We start from the raw sequence: 19,256 nt of genomic DNA on the forward strand, positions 1-19,256 counted from the left end.
GGGGTGACACGTCCCCTCCCCCGCCGTGCGGGGCTGCGGCCATGGGGGCCTTGCGGTGGGTTTGTGCAGGTGGGAGGGGGGTGAGCGGATGTCGTACACGTGTTCGGGAATGGGGGTATGGTGGGGGTGGCAGTAGGGAACTGATGTTCGAGAGGCGTGCGAGTGCGGGAGGTGCGTGTGCCGGGCTTCGCGCATCTGCGCACCGTCTCCGGGTTCTCCGTGCGGTACGGGGCGTCCCACCCGGAGCGGCTGGCCGAGCGTGCCTCGGAGCGGGGGATGGACGTCCTCGCGCTCACCGATCGCGACACCCTCGCCGGTGCCGTGCGCTTCGCCAAGGCCTGTGCCGGGGTCGGGGTGCGGCCCGTGTTCGGGGTGGATCTGGCGGTCGGCGAGGCCGTACGGCCTGCGCGGCGGAAGACGCCGGTGCGGGGTGGCGCCTTTGTGGACGAGTCGGCTCCTCGCGTGACCTTTCTCGCCCGGGACGGAGGGCGGGGGTGGGCCGATCTGTGCCGGATCGTCACGGCTGCGCATGCCGGTGAGGGTGCGCCTTTGCTGCCCTGGTCCGCGCATCAGGGGGGCGGGCTCGTGGTGCTGCTCGGGCCCGGGTCGGATGTGGGGCGGGCTCTTGCGGCGGGGCGGCCGGACCGGGCCGCGCGGCTGCTCGCGGCGTGGCGGGAGGTCTACGGCGACGCGCTGCGGCTGGAGGCCGTCTGGCACGGGCGTGAGGGTACGGGGCCCGGCTCGCTGCGGCTGGCCGCCCGTACCGTCGGCTTCGCTGCCGAGCAGAGGGTGCGGCCGGTGCTCAGCAACGCCGTCCGGTATGCCGATCCCGGGGCGGGGCCCGTCGCCGACGTGCTGGATGCGGCGCGGCGGCTGGTGCCGATCGATCCGCGCGGGGAGCTGGACTCCGGGGAGGCCTGGCTGAAGGACGCGCAGGCGATGGCGAGAGTGGCCGAGCGGGTGGTGGAGGCTGCCGGGTACCGGCGGGACACCGCCCTGCGGCTGGTGGAGCAGACCCTGGCCACGGCCGAGGAGTGCCGGGTCGATCCCGAAGGGGATCTGGGGCTCGGGACCGTCCACTTTCCCGAGGCGCATCTGGTGGGGGCCGGCCGTCGCACCGCCCAGCGGGCGCTCGCCTCACGGGCGGTGGCGGGGATGGTGCGGCTCGGGTACGGCGGACGGCGCGAGTACTGGGAGCGGATGCACCACGAGCTGGACATCATCGCCCATCACGGGTTCGCTTCCTACTTTCTGACGGTTGCCCAGGTTGTCGACGACGTGCGGGAGATGGGGATCCGGGTGGCCGCCCGGGGGTCCGGGGCGGGATCCCTTGTCAATCATCTGCTGGGTATCGCCCATGCCGATCCGGTCGAGCACGGGCTGCTGATGGAGCGCTTCCTGTCCAAGGAGCGTGTGGTGCTGCCCGACATCGACATCGATGTGGAGTCCGCCCGGCGGCTGGAGGTGTACCGGGCGATCATCCGCCGGTTCGGCGAGGAGCGGGTGGCGACCGTGTCCATGCCGGAGACCTACCGGGTGCGGCACGCCATCCGGGACGTGGGCGCCGCCCTGTCCATGGACCCGGCGGAGATCGACCGCATCGCCAAGTCCTTCCCGCACATCCGGGCCCGGGACGCGCGCGCCGCGCTGGAGGAGCTGCCCGAGCTGAAGCGGCTCGCGGCGGAGAAGGAGCGGTACGGCAGGCTGTGGGAGCTGGTCGAGGCGCTCGACGCCCTGCCGCGCGGCGTCGCCATGCACCCGTGCGGGGTGCTGCTGTCCGACGCCTCCCTTCTCGCCCGTACGCCGGTGGTGCCGACCAGCGGTGAGGGGCTGCCGATGTCGCAGTTCGACAAGGAGGACGTGGAGGATCTCGGCCTGCTCAAGCTCGATGTGCTGGGCGTGCGGATGCAGTCGGCCATGGCGCACGCGGTCGCCGAGGTGGAGCGGGTGACGGGGGAGCGGATCGACCTGGACGCGGTGCCGGCCGGGGATCCGGAGACGTATCGGCTGATCCGGTCCACCGAGACGCTGGGGTGCTTCCAGATCGAGTCGCCGGGGCAGCGTGACCTGGTGGGGCGGCTGCAGCCGAGCACCTTCCACGATCTGGTCGTCGACATCTCGCTGTTCCGGCCCGGGCCCGTCGCCGCCGACATGGTGCGGCCGTTCATCGAGGCGCGGCACGGGCGGTCGCCGGTGTGCTACCCGCACCCCGATCTGGAGGAGCCGCTGAAGGGGACGTACGGGGTCGTCGTCTTCCACGAGCAGGTCATCGACATCGTCGCCATCATGACCGGGTGCGGACGGGGCGAGGCCGACCGGGTGCGGCGGGGGCTGTCCGACCCGGAGTCGCAGGGGCGGATCAAGGTGTGGTTCGCACAGCAGGCCGCGGCCAGGGGCTACGACGCGGAAACGATTCGGCGTACCTGGGAGATCGTGGAGGCCTTCGGGTCGTACGGATTCTGCAAGGCGCACGCGGTCGCCTTCGCCGTGCCCACGTATCAGTCGGCCTGGCTGAAGGCCCATCACCCGGCCGCCTTCTATGCCGGGCTGCTCACCCACGACCCGGGGATGTATCCCAAGCGGCTGCTGCTGGCCGACGCACGGCGGCGCGGGGTGCCGATTCTGCCGTTGGACGTCAATGTGTCCGGGGTCGCCCATCGGATCGAACTGGTGTCTGAATCAGGAGTGTGGGGACTGCGGCTCGCCCTGTCCGACGTGCACGGCATCAGCGAGACCGAGGCGAAGCGGATCGCGGACGGACAGCCGTACTCCTCCCTGGTGGACTTCTGGGAGCGGGCCCGGCCGAGCCGGCCGCTGGCACAAAGGCTCGCCCAGGTGGGCGCGTTGGACGCCTTCGGCGCCAACCGGCGTGACCTGCAACTGCACCTGGCCGAGCTGCACCGGGGCGCCCGGGGCGGCGGTGGCGGTCAGCTCCCGTTGGCCGGAGGGCGGAAGACCGCGCCGGCGGGGCTGCCGGACCTGACCTCGGCGGAGCGGCTCAGCGCCGAACTGGGCGTGCTGTCCATGGACGCCTCGCGCAATCTGATGGACGACCACCGGGAGTTCCTCCAGGAGCTGGGCGTGGTCTCCGCGCGCCGGCTGCGCGAGGCGCGGCACGGCGAGACCGTGCTGGTCGCCGGCGCCAAGGCGGCCACCCAGACGCCGCCGATCCGCTCCGGCAAGCGGGTCATCTTCTCCACGCTGGACGACGGCACGGGCCTGGTCGACCTGGCCTTCTTCGACGACTCGCACGACGCCTGCGCCCACACCGTCTTCCACTCGTGGCTGCTGCTGGTGCGGGGAGTGGTGCAGCGGCGCGGTCCGCGCAGCCTGAGCGTGGTGGGCTCCGCCGCCTGGAACCTCGCCGAGCTGGTGGAACTGCGGGCCGAGGGCGGCCTCGAGGAGGTGGCGGCGCGGCTCGCGGAGCCCGTGGCCGAGGGCGCGGGCGGCGATCCGACCGGCGGGCGGCGGATCCAGCTGCCGACCGGGTACCAGATGCATCCGTGGGCCGACCTGCGGCCCGCGGGGCAGGAGGCCTCGCAAGGGCCTGCTGCCGTACGGAAGTTGTGGCACCAGAGTCCGGGGAGTGCGGGATGACCATTCTCTGCGTACGTTTCCAGCTGCCGCCGGCGCAGGAGGCGGCCCTGCCGGGACTGCTCGGACTGCTGGAGGAGTTCACCCCGGTCGTGGAGGCGCTGCCCCCGGACGGGGCGCTGGCCGATCTGCGCGGCGCCGAGCGGTACTTCGGGCGCAGCGCGGTGGAGCTGGCCTCGGTGATCCGGGTGCGGGCGCTCGCGCGGTTCGGCGTCGACTGCGTGATCGGCGCCGGTCCGGGGCCGATGCTGGCCCGCGTGGCGCTGGGCGACGCCCGGCCCGGGGTGACCTGCGCGGTGCCGGAGGACGCCGTCGCCGAGTTCCTCGCCGACAAGCCCGTCGCCGCGCTGCCCGGTGTCGGCGCGGCGACCGCCCGCACCCTGAGCGAGTACGGCCTGGACACCCTGGGCCTGGTCGCCGCCGCGCCGCTGTCCACGCTCCAGCGGCTGATCGGCGCCAAGGCCGGCCGCGAGCTGCGCGAGAAGGCGAGCGGCGTCGACCGGGGCCGGGTCGTGCCGAACGCCGTGTCCCGGTCGCTGGCGACGGAACGCGCCTTCGACCTCGACGAGCTGAACCCCGACCTGCACCGCAGGGCCCTGCTGTCGGCCGCCGAGGAACTGGGCGCCCGGCTGCGCGCGGTGCGGAAGATCTGCCGCACCCTGACCCTCACCGTCCGCTACGCCGACCGGTCCTCGACCACCCGCAGCCGCACCCTGAAGGAGCCGACCGCGCACTCGGCGGCCCTGACCAGGGCGGCCTACGGCATGTACGAGGCGCTCGGCCTGCAGCGCGCCCGGGTCCGCGCGCTCGTCCTGCGGGCCGAGGGCCTGGCCCCCGCCGACCAGGCCTCCTACCAGCTCACCTTCGATCCCGTGGACGAGAAGGTGCGCCGGGTCGAGGAGGTCGCGGACCGCGCGCGGGCCAAGTTCGGGCCCAGGGCGGTGATGCCGGGGGCGCTGGGGCGCCGCGGCGGGGGCTCCTCGTCGGTCAACTGGCCACGGGCGGCGTGACGCGGGTGCGCCGGCCGGCTCCGCCTCCCGCGTGAGGGGACGGGCCGAACTGCCGGGCGAGGGTGAAGTGCGCGTGTCGGCCGCGCGTTTGGCGCGGATCACTCCCTATGGTCCGATCGCGCCTGCCTGGTGATGATCCGTCGGCGTTCGGCTGTCACTGGAAGTTTTTTACCGACACGTAACTTCACATGCGCCCTACTCGCCCGTAACTTGACGAGTGAACAGCATCCCGTGATCCGGATCACAGGGTAAGGCCCCCACCTCCCTTGAGCCGCAAGGAGATCACCCGATGCTGCCTTGGAAGCGAGCGTTCAGACCCCTCGCCGCACTGCTCCTCACCGCCGCCGCCCTCACCGTCCCCGCCGCCACCGCCACCGCTGCCGCCGACTCCGCCCCCTCAAGCGGTTGGAACGACTTCTCGTGCCGGCCTTCCGCAGCCCACCCCCGCCCGGTGATCCTGGTGCACGGCACCCTGGGCAACTCGGTCGACAACTGGCTCTCCCTCGCCCCCTACCTGGAGAGCCGCGGATACTGCGTCTACTCCCTGGACTACGGCCAACTGTCCGGCGTCCCCGTCTTCTACGGCCTCGGCCCCATCGCCGCGTCGGCGCAGCAGCTGTCGGCCTATGTGGACAAGGTGCTCGCCGCGACCGGAGCCGCCAAGGCCGACCTGGTCGGGCACTCCCAGGGCGGCATGATGCCCCGCTACTACCTGAAGTTCCTCGGCGGAGCCGCCAAGGTGAACGCCCTCGTCGGCATCGCCCCCGACAACCACGGCGCCACCCTGAGCGGCTTCACCAACCTGCTGCCGTACTTCCCCGGCGCCTCCGACCTGATCAAGGCCACCACCCCGGGCCTCGCCGACCAGGTCCCCGGCTCCGACTTCCTCACCAAGCTCAACGCGGGCGGCGACACCGTACCCGGAGTGCACTACACCGTCATCGCCACCAAGTACGACGAGGTGGCGACGCCCTGGCGGAGCCAGTACCTGAGCGGCTCCGACGTCCGCAACGTCCTGCTGCAGGACCTGTGCCCGGTCGACCTGTCCGAGCACGTCGTCATCGGCCTGTTCGACCGCATCGCCTTCCACGAGGTGGCCAACGCGCTCGACCCGGCCCACGCCACCGCCACCACCTGCGCGTCCGCGCTCAGCTGACGTGCCGCCGGGGCCTGTCCGGCCTGAGCCGCCGCACAGGCCCCGGAAATCTCACCGGCGGCGGCCGCCGTCCGCCGCGTGCCTCCGCACCGACAGGAACAGCGCCGCCGAACCGAGCGCCATCGCCGCCGCGCCGCCGATCGCGACGTACGAGGTGACGGGTGAGGCGCCGGTCTCCGCGAGGTCCTGCGAAGTCCCCGCTGCCTGCGGCCGGTTCGGCGCGGTGGAGGGCGGTGCCGCGGGAGCGGCCGTTCGGTCGCTGCCGTGACCGTGGTGCCGCATCGTCGACCGGCCGGCACCGGCCGCGATCTGCCGGTCGGAGGGCGCGGAGGCGGCCGGGGCGGGGCTGGAGTCCCGCGCACCGGAGCCGCCGAAGTCCACGTCGGAGCAGGAGTAGAACGCCTCCGGGCTGTCCGAGCGCTGCCAGACCGCGTACAGCAGCTGCCGACCGGACCGTTCGGGCAGAGTGCCGGAGAAGCTGGAGAAGCCGCCCGAGGCGACCGGGTCGGTGGCCGTCGCCACCGGGTGTTCCAGATCCAGCGCGGACCAGGACAGCGGCTCGGCGGGGTCGTAACCGGGCTTGGTCAGGTAGACCGTGAAGGTCCCCTTGTGCGGGGCCGTCACCCGGTACCTGAAGGTGTACGACCCGCTGTGGACGCTCGTCGCCGGCCAGTCGGCGCGGGCCAGGTCGAGGCCCTTGAACTCCTCGTTGTCCGCGCTGCACAGCTTGCCGTCCGGGATCAGCTTGCGGTGCTGTCCGGCGGCGTCGCCGATCCGGACGCCGTTCCAGTCGTACAGCGCCTGTGTGCCGCCGGCCGCCACCGCCGCTCTGCACGCCGCCGACCTCGGGCTCTGAGGACCCTCCGCGTAGCACTGGGCGACCCGGCTGACCGGGTCGCCCATCGAACCGTGCGCGGATGCCGGGGCGGCGGCCAGCGCGGTCAGGGCGAGGGGCACCGCCCCGAGCACGGCCGCGACGGCGGCACCGCGCCGGGCACGAGCGGGCGTACGACGGGCACGAGCGGGCGTACGGCGGGCGCGTGCGGGCATGCGGAACTCCTCGGCGGACGGTCCTTCGGCGGGGCGGGAGCCCGTGGGGGGCGCATCCGAAACTAGCCCCGGAAAACCGGGAAATCGCCTGCTGGAGGCCGGTGGAGGAGATCCTTATGGTGCCGTTAAGGCCGGACTAACCGGGGGCTCAGGAAGAGGAACCCGGTGGCCCACCTGCGCCCGAGCAGTGCGACTGTCCGCTTCGGTTCGGTCCGTTCGCCGCCGGACGCCCCGGTTGGCTCCCCGATTGGCTCCAGGCAGTGCGTGCACGTGTTGCCTTGCTGAGTGTCCCTCACTCGCTGCTCACTCGGAGGTCGGGTCCACAGGGTGAGCGCTACGGCGGTCTAGCGCCTGCAGTGGGCGCCTTGGCTGCGAACGGGCACGGTTGTGGCTCGCGCTGAGCGACCGGGCGCTTAGAAGAGAGTTGCACACTTCCACTCAACTAGGCCTCTCACGTGCACGTTTGTTGATGGCCGCATGTCGAGGGTGCCGGACTTTGCCGCGCATTCACCGGCGGGCAGCATTCCGGCGACGCCTTCGGACCCTGCAGGTTGTCCCACAACTGGAAGGTGCGCCAGCAAGACAGGGCCGATGAGAGGTCCAAGTAGGTGTGCAGCCCTGTAACTTGAACCAGCCGAGGGAGAGGGCAGGTATGGAGTTCTCGCTGTTGAACGACGAACCGGTATCTGAGCCGGACGGCGACCTGCTCGGCGTCGGCCGGGCCGCCGGGGAGCTCGCCCGGCTGCTGCACGACTCCCGTAACTCGACACCCTTCACGCTGGCCGTCGACGCCGGGTGGGGGATGGGCAAGAGTAGTCTCATGCGGCTGGTCGAGGCGGAGCTGCACCGACGGAGTGACACGGCGACTGTCTGGTACAACGCGTGGACCTCGACCGGGGCGGATGCGCTGGAGGGGCTGATCAAGTCCGTCCTGATGCGCTTTGACCGACGGGTGCTGAGGCGTGCGTTGAACCGTCTGACCGAGCGGCGGACGCTGATCACAGCGGCCCGTACGGCGATCGCCGTGGCAGCAGCCCCGCTGGGGGTGGCCGGGTTGGTTGATCGGTTATGGCAGGAACTGTCCGTCGACGCCACGTCCCGCAATGCGATGCGAGACGCGCTGCGTGAACTGGCCACGGAGTGGGCAGAGTCGGCCACCTACGTGCCCCGGCGGCTGCTTGTCGTCTTCGTCGACGATCTGGATCGTTGCTCGGAAGAGACGGTGCTCGCGGTGTGCGAGGCAGTGAAGGTCTACCTCGACGTGCCGGGCCTCGCTTTCGTGGTTGGCTGCGACCGCTCGGCCCTCGGGCCGTCGGGCCTGCTGCGGGACCTGTCACCGGCTGGGTCGGCCTTCATGGAGAAGATCTTCCAGACGAGCTATCGGCTACCGGCCCCGGGGCCGGACGACGTAGAGGTGTACGTCCGCCGGTGCGCGCTCCGTTCTGGTCTGCGTGAGCTGTTGGACAACGACTTGGTGAAGCTGATTGCCGAGCGCTCTGCCCGCAACCCGCGCCGAATCAAGCGACTTATCAACGGCTTCGGGTTGGAATACAGCCTCAACCCTGTGTGGGCCCGGTTCGCCCCGGAAGCAGTGATCAGGACGTTGCTGCTCCAGCACCTGTACGCGGATTTCTACCGGACCCTGATTACGGGCGACCGGTATCATCCCGACGCGGTCCGGGAGTTCCTGGACTACCGCAGGGCCCACAGGGTGCTAAGCCGGCCGTCGGTGCCGCCGGATCCGGAGGACTGGCGGATCACGGTCTCCTGCTTCTCGGAGCACGGCCTGTCTGCGCCAGTCCGGGACCAGCCTGAGGAGTGGAAGCCGTTGCTGGCCCGGCTGGAGGAATATCTCCCCACTGGCTTCCCGGCACTGGAGCGGGACCATACGTTCGTGACGCTACTTCAGGAGCTGATGGACCTGGACGGCGCCGACGAACTGCTGCGCCTTCTCCAGCATGGCGTCGCGTCGGTCACTGGGGCGTACCCCGGTGAAGAGCGTCTCGCCCCAGATGAGGAGAGCCCCAGCCCTTCGACCCGCTACACCGGAGCTCACGTGCTCTGGGTGGACGACAACCCAGACAGCATCAGTTTTCATGTGGGGCTGCTGGAGTCGCTGGGGGTGCGGGTGTGGCTTGCCCATGATGAAGAGGAGGCCGAGCGTGTTCTGGCCAGCACTCGGGTTGATCTGTTGCTCTCCGACATCGCGCGCAGCCAGGACGGGGATGAGGGGTTCGTCGCGCTCCGGCACTGGCGTGACAGCGGGCGCTATCTGGGGCCAGCGGTCTTCTACACCGGCCGGATCACCCCAAACCGCGTCAAGCAGAGCAACCGGCTCGGCGCGCAGATCACTACATCCAGCACAGAGTTGACCCGGATGATCCACTCTTTCTTGAAGGAGGCTCAGGATCGCCGTTCGGCTGACTGACGAGCTCGTGAGTTGAGCCCGGTTGGAGCCCACCCGCCTGCCCCGATGTCAGCCTTGAGCCCCGGAACACGTACGGCTGGCTCGTTGAGCGTTGGGCGGTGGCGATCGGCGGTGACTACGCTGAGCACGGGCATGCCTTCCCGACCCCTCCGGCGCCAGCACCGCCCTGCCCGCGGCCTGCCCAGCCGCGGCCCCATCGCAGGTTGTAGAGGTAGTTCCTTTCCTCGTTCCGCTGGTTCACCGTGTGCTCCCGGGCATCCGATGCCTATCCGGCCGCCTACACCTTGCGACACTCCGGATCGCTCTCGCGCAGAACCTTGAGCAGGCTCGGAGCCTGGCCGGCGAGGAGAGCGATCACGGCGGAGGTGCAGCGTGCCGACGGTGCTTGTGGGAGTAGTCGGCCAGTCCGTCAGCGTGAGCGGTTCGGTCGGAGTTCCCGAAGCCGGCGGCTATCCGTGTGAGGGTGTCGTGCTTGCGCAGGGACACCGGGCGACCAGTGGACGTCGGTGCGGCGGTAGCCGGACGCCATCACGTAACCCGTACCTGCACAGTTGGTAGCGCTTGTCAGTGGTGCTGGGCATCCTGTGGGGGGAACTACGTGTCCAACTCGCATAGGGGTACAGGGTGGATCTGGAACAAGCCCTCGAACAGTTCGACGCCGTAGACGCCAACCTTCGGAGACTCGAAAAGGTATGGGAGGAGCTGCGCCAACTCGTCCCCGATGGCGTTGTGTTCGCCGGTGGCAGCCCTGAAGATCGCCGCTACCAAGATCTCTGCCGCGCCTATCGCCAGATCCTGACCGGCCTCCCACCAATCGGTGACTTCTGCATCACATCCGCGCCAGAGAGCCTTAACGTCATTGCACAGAATCGGCTGGACGCCCAAGAAGTCGGCTTCTCTGAAGCGCTCGTATCAGTGGAAGAAGGCATCGACCAACCCGCGCAGGAGATTGATGAGTACCGTTTTCGCCTCAATCAAGCACGACGCGAACTCATCCGTGAACGTGTGCTGCAGCTGGCGAGCCAGATAAACAGTTTGCTCCCAGAACTGAAGGATCGCGTCGCTTCTGACAATCAGCCAGTAGAGGATGACGACTGGCACAGCTTTGTCCGGGCGTACACCGAGATCGAGCGGCTGACTGGTGGCTCGGTGCCCAAGAAGGCTCGTTGGCAGTATGTACGGAGACACATTGCCTGGGGTCAGGGACAAGACCTGCACGACATCGCGAGGCTTGATTGGCCCTCAGTTTGGAAGGAGATTCAGAACAGCCTCTACTCGGAGTTTGAAGCGCTTCCTGTGCAAGTCGACAACCTGGCATCACTCGTCGCTGCAAAGCCAACTGGGCCGGTCACAATCAAGTTGAATTGGAGTGCGATCTCTGCTGACGACTTTGAACGACTGTTGTTCAACCTGGTCGCGGATGCAAGGGACTACACCAACCCGCAGTGGCTCATGCACACCAATGCTCCTGATCGCGGGCGTGACATCTCGGTTGAACGCATCGCCGTCGATAGCCTCAGCGGCACGAAGAATCAGCGGGTCATCATTCAGGCGAAGCACTGGCAGAGCAAGTCAGTAACCGTCGCTGATATCTCCGAAGCCACCGCACAGATGAGTCTCTGGGAACCACCAGCGGTTCACGCGCTCGTGTTCGCAACGAGCGGCCGGTTCACTGCCGATGCTGTTGCATGGGTCGAGAAGCACAACGAGAACGACGAGCACCCGCATATTGAGATGTGGCCAGACAGTCACTTGGAACTACTGCTCGCCAGTCGTCCCCACCTGGCAGCGGAGTTCAAGTTGCGGTGAAGTTTGCTATCAAATCGGTCTTCAGGCGTGCACATGGTTAGCCGATGCGACGATCAACGCCATCCGAGCCGACGGCACAAGGGAGTCGACTAGAGGTTGTCCCGTAACCGGTGGGGCAGTTGGTGCGTTGGCTGGGCATGGGTGGGGTGATCTCAGCGGATGATCCGAGGTGGATCGAGCCGTTTACCGGGCTGAGCGAGTCGCAGTTCGCCAGGCTGGTGGCGTTGGTGCGGCGTCGTGGTGGTGACGTGCAGCGCGGCCGGCCGTGGAGGCTGCCGCTTGAGGACCGTGTGTTGCTGGTGGCGACGTAATGGCGCACGAACCTGACGTTGCGACAGGTGGCGCCGTTGTTCGGGGTCTCGAAGTCGGCGGCCGACCGCATCCTCGATCACCTGGCGCCCTTGCCGGCCATCTCGCCGGCCCGGCGGCCCCGCAAGGACACCGTCTACATCGTCGACGGCACCCTGGTGCCCACACGTGATCACAACCGGGCCGCGTCCAGCAAGAACTATCGGTACTCGACGAACCTGCAGGTCGTGATCGACGCCAACAGCCGCCTGGTGGTGGCGATCGGCCTGCCGCTGCCCGGCAGCCGCAACGACTGCAGGGCGTTCACGGAGTCCGGAGTCGACGGGGTCTGCCGCGGTGCACCGACCATCGCCGACGGTGGATACCAGGGCACCGGCTTGCTCATCCCGCACCGCAAACGACGAGGTCAGACGCACCTCACCCCACACCAAGAAGCGGAGAACGCCGTCCACCGCCGGGCGCGAGCGCGGGTGGAACACGCCCTGTCACGGTTGAAGAACTGGAAGATCCTGCGGGACTGCCGACTCAAGGGCCGCGGCGTTCACCAAGCGATGCTCGGCATCGCCCGGCTCCACAACGTGGCGCTCTCTGGGTAACTCACGCCCCATACGGGACAACCTCTAGAAGAGCCCCAAAGGCCCGTCTCTGAACTGCGGAAACGCTGCTCTGCTGGGCCTTTGGATCTTATCGTGCCGTTAAGGGGTGCTCAGGCTGCGCTCAGGTAGATAGCGTGCGCCCATGATCGAGAAGAACGCGGAGGGCGTCCGGGCGGCCGTCGCCGCCGATGTGGCGGCCGTCGAGGCCGTGACGGACGCGGCCTACCGCCCCTACACCGAGCGCATCGGCGTGGTGCCTCAGCCCATGGAGGCCGACCACGCCGCGAACGTGGCCGCCGGCAAGGTGTTCGTCACCGGCGAGCCCGTCCACGGGCTGGTCGTGATCGAGGCGCGCCCCGGCCATCTCTTCCTGGACAGCATCGCCGTCCACCCCGACGCCCACGGCACCGGCGCCGGACGCCGTCTGCTGCACTTCGTCGACGCACGCGCGCGTGAGCTGGGCCTCGGCGAGATCAGGCTCTACACGAACGCGTTGATGTGGGAGAACCAGAAGATCTACCCGAAGTACGGATACGAGGTCGTGGAACGCCGTGTCGACGGACCCTACGACCGGATCCACTACCGCAAGCGGCTGGACTGACGGCCGCTGCGGGCACTCGCCGGATCAACCGTCGGGCCACCAGGTACGGGCGATGTCCTTGCGCACCTCGGGACGGCCCACGGGGCGGTCCTCCGGCTCGTCGTGGACGCGGCGGCCGTTCGTCTTCTTCAGGGGCTTGTGCACGGTGACACGGCGCATGGCTGCCTCCTTCAGTGCCTACCGGGTTTCCGTGTTGTCACGGTGGTAGACGCTTTCGGCGAGAGTTCCTCATCGCAGCCGGATTGTCAGTGGCGGGTGTCACTCTGTGAGCATGACGAATCCGCAGGAGAACACGGATGCGCCGGGTGCCCCCGAGATCGACTGGGACGCCGAGGCCGCGGCCTTCGACGAGGAGCCGGACCACGGCCTGCGCGACCCCGCGACCCGCGCGGCCTGGGCGGCGCGGCTCGGCTCCTGGCTGCCCGGGCGCCCCGCCGACGTCCTCGACCTCGGCTGCGGCACCGGCAGCCTGTCGCTCCTCGCGGCCGAGCAGGGACACCGGGTGACGGGCGTCGACGCGTCACCGGCGATGGTCGAGCGGGCCCGCGCCAAGCTCGCCGGCCGCGACGCCGTCGTCCTGCACGGCCAGGCCGCGTCCCCGCCGGTCGGGGAGCAGCGCTTCGACGTCGTCCTCGTACGGCACGTGCTGTGGACGCTGCCCCGGCCCGACCGGGTGCTGCGGCACTGGCGCGACCTGTTGCGCCCCCGAGGCCGCTTCGTGCTGGTCGAGGGCGTCTGGGGCGCGGCGCACCCGGTGGGCATCCCCGCCGGCCGGCTCGCCGCCCTCCTGGCGCCGCTCGCCGCGGACATACGCGTGGAGCGACTGTCCGGCGACTCGGTGTTGTGGGGGAAGGAGGTGGAGGACGAACGGTACGCGCTGGTGGCGACGGTGTGACCCGGTGCTCCGCGCCGGGCCCCGGCTTTCGGGTCAGGCGAGCAGGCCGTCGAAGCCGGCGGTGCGGGCCAGTCCCTCCAGCTCCTCGAGGGCGGCCACGGCGGCGGACGCGGCCTCGGGATCCGTCCGCGCCAGACCGCTCTCGGCGAACTCGTCCTCGTCCAGACGCCGTACGTCCGTGCCGTCCGCGGAGCGCCACAGGTCCAGGTCGAGGTCCTCCACGACCAGCTCACCGCCGGTGCGGACGGCCGGACGGGTGATGTCGCAGTACCAGCCCTTCACGGTGCCGTCGACGGCGCGCACCTCCTTCACCGAGTACCACCGGTTCCGCCAGTAGTACTCGGTGAACAGGTCGCCCGGCTCGAAGCGGACGAAGCCGAAGTCGCGGACGCCGGAGCCCGCCCACGGGGCGCGTACGGCGATGCGGGTGCCGTCGTCCTGGAGCAGCTCGGCCGGGTAACGGATCTTCGTCCGGCCAGCCTTGACCAGGACGACCTCCAACCGGTCCGCCGGTTCAGGCCAGTTCGCGGACATAGCGCACCTCCGTCGCGCAGATCTCGTACCCCAGCCGCTTGTTGATCGCGATCATGGGCCCGTTGCCCGCGTCGTTGCCGGTGAAGGCCTCGGCGAGACCGGCGGCGCGGGCCCGGTACAGCGAGTGGATCTTGGCGAGCTTGGCCAGGCCACGCCCGCGGTGGGCGCGGGCGGTGCCGGTCATGGCGGTGCCGTACCGTGATCCGCCGTCGGTGTAGGCCACGCTGAAGGCGGCCGGGCGGCCGTCGGCCAGGACGACCGTCGTCAGCTCCCGGTCGAGCAGCGGATGTTCCCAGGTCTCCGCGAGCCAGGCCTGGTAGTCGGTGAACTCGGTGTCCACGTCGCTCGGTTCGTCCGCCGTCGTCTGTGCGTCCAGCTCGAACAGCGGACGCGGGTCCTCGGCGAAGTCGGCGGCGGTGCGCAGCTCGACGCCTGCCGGGAGCGCCGGCAGCGGGGGCAGAGGGGTGCGTCTCAGGTCCAGGCGGAGGAAGTGGGCCGAGCGGCCGGCGTGGTAGCCGCGCCGCTCGGCGAAAGCACGGTTGGCCGGCGTGTCCAGCAGCCAGGCGAACAACCTGGTCGCACCGTGCCCGGCCAGGTGTTCCTCGGCCGCGCGGACCAGGAGCCCGCCCGCTCCGCGCCGGACACGGTCCGGGTGCACGTAGATGTTGAGCAGCCCCTGGCCCGGCTCCGGGCTGTCGTACGCGAGGCTCACCTGCGCGGTGCCGAGCACCTCGCCGTCCTCCTCCGCGACGAGGGACCTGAAGCGGGCCTCGGGCGGGGTGCGGGTGAGCGTGTGCAGAATGCCCGCCGGGGTCCACAGGATGTACGGCAGAGCGAGATGCCGTACGTGTGCGAAGGTCTCCACATCGGACCGGTCGTCGGGGCGCAGGTCGCGCACGGTCACAGTCATGGGTCAGCACGCTAGGCGCAGGCGCGCGGGCATGCCCCCCATTTTCCGCGGGGTACGGGACAATCGGCCCGTGAGCCTGAAGATCCGCATCGATGACAGCGCGCCCCCGTACGAGCAGGTGCGGGCGCAGATTTCCGAGCAGGCGCGGTCCGGGGCGCTGCCGGTGGGGTACCGGCTGCCGACCGTGCGGGGGCTGGCCGAGTCCCTGGGCCTCGCGGTGAACACGGTGGCCAAGGCGTACCGGGCGCTGGAGAGCGACGGGGTGATCGAGACGCGGGGGCGCAACGGAACGTTCGTGGCCGCCGCCGGCTCGGCCGCGGAACGTGAGGCGTCCCTGGCCGCTCAGGCGTACGTCGAGCGGGTGCGGCGGCTGGGGCTGGGGGAGCCGGAGGCGCTGGCCGCCGTGCGGGACGCCCTGCGGGCGGCTTACGGGGGGTAGGTGTTCGCCGGACGCCGGCTGAGGAGGGTCCGGCACCGCCGGACCGCACCGGTGTGGCCGGGCGCCGTTGCGGCGGAGAGGAGCCGGCGGCGGGGCATCACCGGCGTTGCGCGGGCTCCGGAACGCGTGTGACCGTCAACCCCGCCCGTTCCGCCGCCCTTCCGAATGCCACCGCGTCCTGTACCGCCGCGCCGCCCGGGTCGTTGTTGAAATAGGCGTACACGTCCTCTCCCCGCTCCCACACCGTCCTGATGCGGTCGACCCATGTCTCCAGGGACCGCCTGCCGTAGCGGGGCCACGGCTGGGCGCGGCCCTGGTGGAAGCGGACGTAACCCCAGTCGGCGGTGCGCCACAGCGGGGTGACCGGGCGGGCCAGGACGTCCGCCCAGCACAGGGCCGCGCCCCGGGCCGACAGGACCGCGCGCACCTCGGGTGTCCACCAGGACTCGTGGCGCGGCTCGACCGCGACCCTCGTGCCGGACGGGAAGCAGGCCAGGCAGGCGTCCAGCAGGGCCGGGTCCGCGCGCAGGGTCGGCGGAAGCTGGAGCAGGACCGGGCCCAGGCGGTCGCCGAGGCCCGCCGCGTGGCTCATCAGGCGGTGGACCGGCTCCTCCGGCTCCTTCAGGCGCTTGATGTGGGTGAGGAACCGGCTGGCCTTGACCGCGACCACGAAGTCCTCCGGCACCCGCTCCCGCCACGCCGCGAAGGTCTCGTAGGACGGCAGCCGGTAGAACGCGTTGTTGATCTCCACCGTCGCGAAGAGGCGCGTGTACTCCTCCAGCCACAGCCGCGCCGGGACCCCGGCCGGATAGACGAGGTCCCGCCAGTCCTTGTACTGCCACCCGGAGGTGCCGACGAGCAAGGTCACAGGACCATCAAAGCACTACAGGTACAGGCCCGCGTCCGCGCCGTCGCGCGCCCCCGGCACCGAGGCCGGCGCCGTGCCCCGGCGCAGTGCGTACAGCTCGGCCAGCGTCGCCCCGTCCCGCCCGACGCCCTCCTCGGTGCCGAGCCACTCCACGGCCTCGCGCCGGGTCAGCCGGCCCACCTCGATGCGGGCCAGGCAGCGGCCCGGGCGGACCACGGCCGGGTGGAGCCGCTCCAGGTCCTCGTTGGTGGTGACGCCGACCAGGACGTTGCGGCCCTGGCCGAGCAGGCCGTCGGTGAGGTTCAGCAGCCGGGACAGGGCCTGGCCCGCGGTGTGCTTGGCCTCGCCGCGGATCAGTTCGTCGCAGTCCTCCAGCAGCAGCAGCCGCCAGCGGCCCTTGCCCGCGCCGTCCTCCTCGCCGATCGCGATGTCCATCAGATAGCCGACGTCGCTGAACAGCCGCTCCGGGTCCAGGACGCAGTCGACCTGGCACCAGTCGCGCCAGGAGCGGGCCAGCGTGCGCAGCGCGGAGGTCTTGCCCGTGCCCGGCGGTCCGTGCAGCAGGAGCAGACGGCCCGCGATGTCCTCGGGGGTCGTCCGCATCAGCCGGTCCATCGCCTGCGCCACCGGCGCGGTGTAGTTGGGCCGGACCTCGTCCCAGGTGCCCGCGGAGATCTGCCGGGTGGTGCGGTGCGGGCCGCGCCGCGGGGAGACGTACCAGAAGCCCATCGTCACGTTCTCGGGCTGGGGCTCGGGCTCGTCGGCGGCGCCGTCCGTGGCCTGGTCGAGGACCTTCTCGGCGAGTTCCGCGCTGGTCGCGGTCACCGTGACGTCCGCGCCGCGGCTCCAGCGGGACACCAGCAGGGTCCAGCCGTCGCCCTCGGCGAGGGTGGCGCTGCGGTCGTCGTCGCGGGCGACCCGGAGCACCCGGGCGCCGTCGGGCAGCAGGGTCGCGCCGGAGCGGACGCGGTCGATGTTCACCGCGTGCGAGTACGGCTGCTCGCCCGTCGCGAAGCGGCCGAGGAACAGCGCGTCGACGACGTCGGAGGGCGAGTCGGAGTCGTCGACGTTGAGCCGGATCGGCAGAGCGTCGTGTGGGTTCGCAGACATGCGGCCATGATCCGGCACAGGTGCGCTCCGCGCACGGTATTTCGGCTCGGGCGCGAAGAGTGGCTCGCCGGCCGTGGGCCGTCCGTGGCCGCCGCTCCCGCCCGGCCGGCTGACCGCGCCCCTCTCATCCGGCCCGGGTCCGCCCTTGCTCGTGGAAACGCGCCCAGGAGTGCTCCTGTTCCGCAACCGCCGTGCGCAGGCGGGCCAGGGAGTGGATGCGCGCGCCGGGGATGCGGGCCCGGAAGTCCCGCACCGGCGGCATCAGCGTGGCGCGCTCCCCGGTAGGCGCGGACGCCGGCCGGGGAATGGGGGCACGAGCTGCGAATCATTGCTTTACAGGCAGGTTCCGCAAGTCGCACCGGAGTCCCGCGGCCGGCCGTAACAGAGCAGTCCACAAGCCCTACAGCGACTTCCTGGGCCCGCCGGCACGGGGCACGGCGGCCGGCATCCCGGGATCGAGCCGCTCGTCCGGCTCAAGACCGCGCAATCCCTGCCGGAGGCCACGCCTCCGCCGTTACTGTGTCCCCGATGGGACGTCATGGGTGGGATTCTGATACTCGGCGGTGGCGGCTCACCGCCCTGCTCGGTGTGGGCGCCGCCGTACTGGCGCTGGCGGTGACCCTGTTCGGCACGCTGTCCGGCGGGCCCAGCACGGCCGGCACCATCCGCGACGGCGACAAGGTGCACGGCACCCCCGCGAGCCCCCGCGCGACACCGGAGCCGTACGTCGGCTGGGGCTTCACGCACACCCAGTACAGCGCCGACGAAGGCGCCGGCGCGGCCACGGAGCGCGTGCGCAAGCTGCTGGCGCAGGACGGCGGGCTGGCGCAGAACCAGGCCATCATGGGCTGGGGCGCCGACAATCCCGAACCGGTCGAGGGACACTACGACTTCGGCGCGCTGGACCGCCGTGTCGACTTCATCCGCGCCTCCGGCGGCACCCCGGTCATCACCCTGTGCTGCTCCCCGGACTGGATGAAGGGCGGCAAGCCCGGCGTCGACAACACGAACTGGAGCCAGGCGGCGCTGGAGACGGCGCCCACCCCCGGCCACTACCGGGACTTCGCCGACCTCGCCGCGACCGTCGCCCGGCGCTATCCGGACGTGAAGCACTTCATCGTCTGGAACGAGTTCAAGGGCTTCTGGAACGACACCAAGTCGCGCTGGGACTACGAGGGTTACACGACGATGTACAACCTCGTGTACCGGGCGCTGAAGAAGGTCGACAAGGACATCATGGTCGGCGGGCCGTACCTGGTGATGGACAGCCTCGACCCGCGCGACCCGAACGCCTCCGGCGCGCTGAAGGGGCCCTGGGGCGCCATGGACCAGCGGGTCCTCGACGCCTTCTCCTACTGGAACGCGCACAAGGCGGGCGCCGACTTCACCGTGGTCGACGGCTCCAGCTACACCAACGACGACGAGCTGCTGCCCGACGAGTTCGCCGCCACCGGCAAGCTGACGGCCGTCGGCGCGTGGGTACGGCGGCAGACGCACGACCTGCCGCTGTGGTGGGCCGAGTACTACGTGGAGCCCGCCGACAGCAAGGACGACCGCAAGGGCTGGACCGAGCCGCACCGGGTGGCCGTGCAGGCCACGGGCATGATCGCGCTGGTCAAGGGCGGCGCCGACTCCGGCTTCTACTGGAACCCGGAGGAGAAGACCGGCTCCGGCTGCGCCGGCTGCCTGTGGACGCCCACCGACAGCGCGGGCGGCGGCACGGCCCTGCCCATGTTCGACCTGGTGTCCCGGTTCGCCAGGGCGTTCCCGCCCGGCACCCGATACGAGACGGTGCCGGTCGCACCGGACGACGTGCCCAACGTCCGCGTCCTGGCCACCGCCAGGACGGCGCTGGTGGTCAACACCCTGAACCGGACGATCAGCGCCCAGGTCGACGGCAGGCGGTTCGACATGGGGCCGTACGAGGTGAAGTGGCTCGACCGCTGA

Annotated in this window: 16 protein-coding genes and 1 pseudogene; 10 read left to right on the plus strand and 7 right to left on the minus strand. The window is 70.6% G+C overall.

Annotated features, from left to right (window positions below; all coding sequences use genetic code 11):
• Positions 1–177 precede the first annotated feature (177 nt).
• The 3 genes from OG956_RS28835 (at position 178) to OG956_RS28845 (ending at position 5,760) form a co-directional block, all read left to right on the plus strand.
• Positions 178–3,597: a DNA polymerase III subunit alpha gene (locus OG956_RS28835; RefSeq protein ID WP_330342978.1), complete on the plus strand. Its 3,420-nt coding sequence runs from the start codon at positions 178–180 to the stop codon at positions 3,595–3,597.
• Positions 3,594–4,604, plus strand: a complete 1,011-nt coding sequence (locus tag OG956_RS28840; protein ID WP_330340924.1) for a DNA polymerase Y family protein — start codon at positions 3,594–3,596, stop codon at positions 4,602–4,604. The genes OG956_RS28835 and OG956_RS28840 overlap by 4 nt, the downstream gene beginning before the upstream one ends.
• A 289-nt stretch (positions 4,605–4,893) precedes the next feature.
• On the plus strand, positions 4,894–5,760 hold the full coding sequence (locus OG956_RS28845; RefSeq protein ID WP_330340925.1) for an esterase/lipase family protein: 867 nt from the start codon (positions 4,894–4,896) through the stop codon (positions 5,758–5,760).
• Positions 5,761–5,811: 51 nt separating this feature from the next.
• Here the strand turns inward: OG956_RS28845 and OG956_RS28850 are convergent, their stop codons facing one another.
• The gene (locus OG956_RS28850) at positions 5,812–6,810 is read right to left on the minus strand and encodes a lytic polysaccharide monooxygenase auxiliary activity family 9 protein (protein ID WP_330340926.1); all 999 of its coding nucleotides are present in this window, start codon (positions 6,808–6,810) and stop codon (positions 5,812–5,814) included.
• Between the two features lie 652 nt (positions 6,811–7,462).
• Between OG956_RS28850 and OG956_RS28855 the strand changes: the two genes are divergently transcribed.
• From OG956_RS28855 to OG956_RS28875, 4 genes and pseudogenes are all read left to right on the plus strand, one after another.
• Positions 7,463–9,238, plus strand: a complete 1,776-nt coding sequence (locus OG956_RS28855; protein ID WP_330340927.1) for a P-loop NTPase fold protein — start codon at positions 7,463–7,465, stop codon at positions 9,236–9,238.
• A 624-nt stretch (positions 9,239–9,862) separates the two neighbouring features.
• Positions 9,863–11,047 (plus strand): restriction endonuclease, encoded by a 1,185-nt coding sequence (locus tag OG956_RS28865; protein WP_330340928.1) that lies wholly within the window; start codon positions 9,863–9,865, stop codon positions 11,045–11,047.
• A gap of 137 nt (positions 11,048–11,184) precedes the next feature.
• Positions 11,185–11,952: pseudogene (locus OG956_RS28870) on the plus strand (transposase).
• Between the two features lie 142 nt (positions 11,953–12,094).
• A complete protein-coding gene (locus OG956_RS28875) occupies positions 12,095–12,553 on the plus strand; it encodes a GNAT family N-acetyltransferase (protein WP_330340929.1) in 459 nt (152 codons plus the stop codon).
• A gap of 24 nt (positions 12,554–12,577) precedes the next feature.
• On the opposite strand, the gene OG956_RS28880 is transcribed toward OG956_RS28875, so the two are convergent.
• Positions 12,578–12,712: a hypothetical protein gene (locus OG956_RS28880; RefSeq protein WP_330340930.1), complete on the minus strand. Its 135-nt coding sequence runs from the start codon at positions 12,710–12,712 to the stop codon at positions 12,578–12,580.
• A gap of 112 nt (positions 12,713–12,824) precedes the next feature.
• Here OG956_RS28880 and OG956_RS28885 point away from each other — a divergent pair, with 112 nt between their 5' ends.
• Complete coding sequence (locus OG956_RS28885) at positions 12,825–13,448, plus strand: class I SAM-dependent methyltransferase (RefSeq protein ID WP_330340931.1); 624 nt, start codon at positions 12,825–12,827, stop codon at positions 13,446–13,448.
• A 33-nt stretch (positions 13,449–13,481) separates the two neighbouring features.
• On the opposite strand, the gene OG956_RS28890 is transcribed toward OG956_RS28885, so the two are convergent.
• Positions 13,482–13,982 (minus strand): DUF402 domain-containing protein, encoded by a 501-nt coding sequence (locus tag OG956_RS28890; protein ID WP_330340932.1) that lies wholly within the window; start codon positions 13,980–13,982, stop codon positions 13,482–13,484.
• The gene (locus OG956_RS28895) at positions 13,963–14,892 is read right to left on the minus strand and encodes a GNAT family N-acetyltransferase (RefSeq protein WP_330340933.1); all 930 of its coding nucleotides are present in this window, start codon (positions 14,890–14,892) and stop codon (positions 13,963–13,965) included. The genes OG956_RS28890 and OG956_RS28895 overlap by 20 nt, the downstream gene beginning before the upstream one ends.
• 70 nt (positions 14,893–14,962) lie before the next feature.
• On the opposite strand from OG956_RS28895, the gene OG956_RS28900 reads away from it, so the two are divergent.
• Positions 14,963–15,331 carry a GntR family transcriptional regulator gene (locus tag OG956_RS28900; protein WP_330340934.1) on the plus strand — a complete coding sequence of 123 codons (369 nt, stop codon included), beginning with the start codon at positions 14,963–14,965 and terminating at the stop codon, positions 15,329–15,331.
• A gap of 97 nt (positions 15,332–15,428) precedes the next feature.
• Here the strand turns inward: OG956_RS28900 and OG956_RS28905 are convergent, their stop codons facing one another.
• From OG956_RS28905 to OG956_RS28915, 3 genes are all read right to left on the minus strand, one after another.
• Positions 15,429–16,199, minus strand: coding sequence for a DUF72 domain-containing protein (locus OG956_RS28905; protein ID WP_330340935.1), 771 nt, complete (start codon positions 16,197–16,199; stop codon positions 15,429–15,431).
• A gap of 15 nt (positions 16,200–16,214) precedes the next feature.
• Positions 16,215–17,309 carry a DUF5925 domain-containing protein gene (locus OG956_RS28910; RefSeq protein WP_330340936.1) on the minus strand — a complete coding sequence of 365 codons (1,095 nt, stop codon included), beginning with the start codon at positions 17,307–17,309 and terminating at the stop codon, positions 16,215–16,217.
• 124 nt (positions 17,310–17,433) lie between these two features.
• On the minus strand, positions 17,434–17,571 hold the full coding sequence (locus OG956_RS28915; RefSeq protein ID WP_330340937.1) for an ARPP-2 domain-containing protein: 138 nt from the start codon (positions 17,569–17,571) through the stop codon (positions 17,434–17,436).
• Positions 17,572–17,837: 266 nt separating this feature from the next.
• Between OG956_RS28915 and OG956_RS28920 the strand changes: the two genes are divergently transcribed.
• On the plus strand, positions 17,838–19,256 hold the full coding sequence (locus tag OG956_RS28920; protein ID WP_330340938.1) for a GH39 family glycosyl hydrolase: 1,419 nt from the start codon (positions 17,838–17,840) through the stop codon (positions 19,254–19,256).

Source organism: Streptomyces sp. NBC_00557 (assembly GCF_036345995.1).
GTDB lineage: Bacteria > Actinomycetota > Actinomycetes > Streptomycetales > Streptomycetaceae > Streptomyces.

Bases quoted from the DNA above. Each gene is read 5' to 3' on its own strand.
- OG956_RS28840 (WP_330340924.1), top strand. From the start codon at position 3,594: ATGACCATTCTCTGCGTACGTTTCCAGCTGCCGCCGGCGCAGGAGGCG.
- OG956_RS28845 (WP_330340925.1), top strand. From the start codon at position 4,894: ATGCTGCCTTGGAAGCGAGCGTTCAGACCCCTCGCCGCACTGCTCCTC.
- OG956_RS28850 (WP_330340926.1), bottom strand. From the start codon at position 6,810: ATGCCCGCACGCGCCCGCCGTACGCCCGCTCGTGCCCGTCGTACGCCC.
- OG956_RS28855 (WP_330340927.1), top strand. From the start codon at position 7,463: ATGGAGTTCTCGCTGTTGAACGACGAACCGGTATCTGAGCCGGACGGC.
- OG956_RS28875 (WP_330340929.1), top strand. From the start codon at position 12,095: ATGATCGAGAAGAACGCGGAGGGCGTCCGGGCGGCCGTCGCCGCCGAT.
- OG956_RS28880 (WP_330340930.1), bottom strand. From the start codon at position 12,712: ATGCGCCGTGTCACCGTGCACAAGCCCCTGAAGAAGACGAACGGCCGC.
- OG956_RS28885 (WP_330340931.1), top strand. From the start codon at position 12,825: ATGACGAATCCGCAGGAGAACACGGATGCGCCGGGTGCCCCCGAGATC.
- OG956_RS28890 (WP_330340932.1), bottom strand. From the start codon at position 13,982: ATGTCCGCGAACTGGCCTGAACCGGCGGACCGGTTGGAGGTCGTCCTG.
- OG956_RS28895 (WP_330340933.1), bottom strand. From the start codon at position 14,892: ATGACTGTGACCGTGCGCGACCTGCGCCCCGACGACCGGTCCGATGTG.
- OG956_RS28910 (WP_330340936.1), bottom strand. From the start codon at position 17,309: ATGTCTGCGAACCCACACGACGCTCTGCCGATCCGGCTCAACGTCGAC.
- OG956_RS28915 (WP_330340937.1), bottom strand. From the start codon at position 17,571: ATGCCGCCGGTGCGGGACTTCCGGGCCCGCATCCCCGGCGCGCGCATC.
- OG956_RS28920 (WP_330340938.1), top strand. From the start codon at position 17,838: ATGGGACGTCATGGGTGGGATTCTGATACTCGGCGGTGGCGGCTCACC.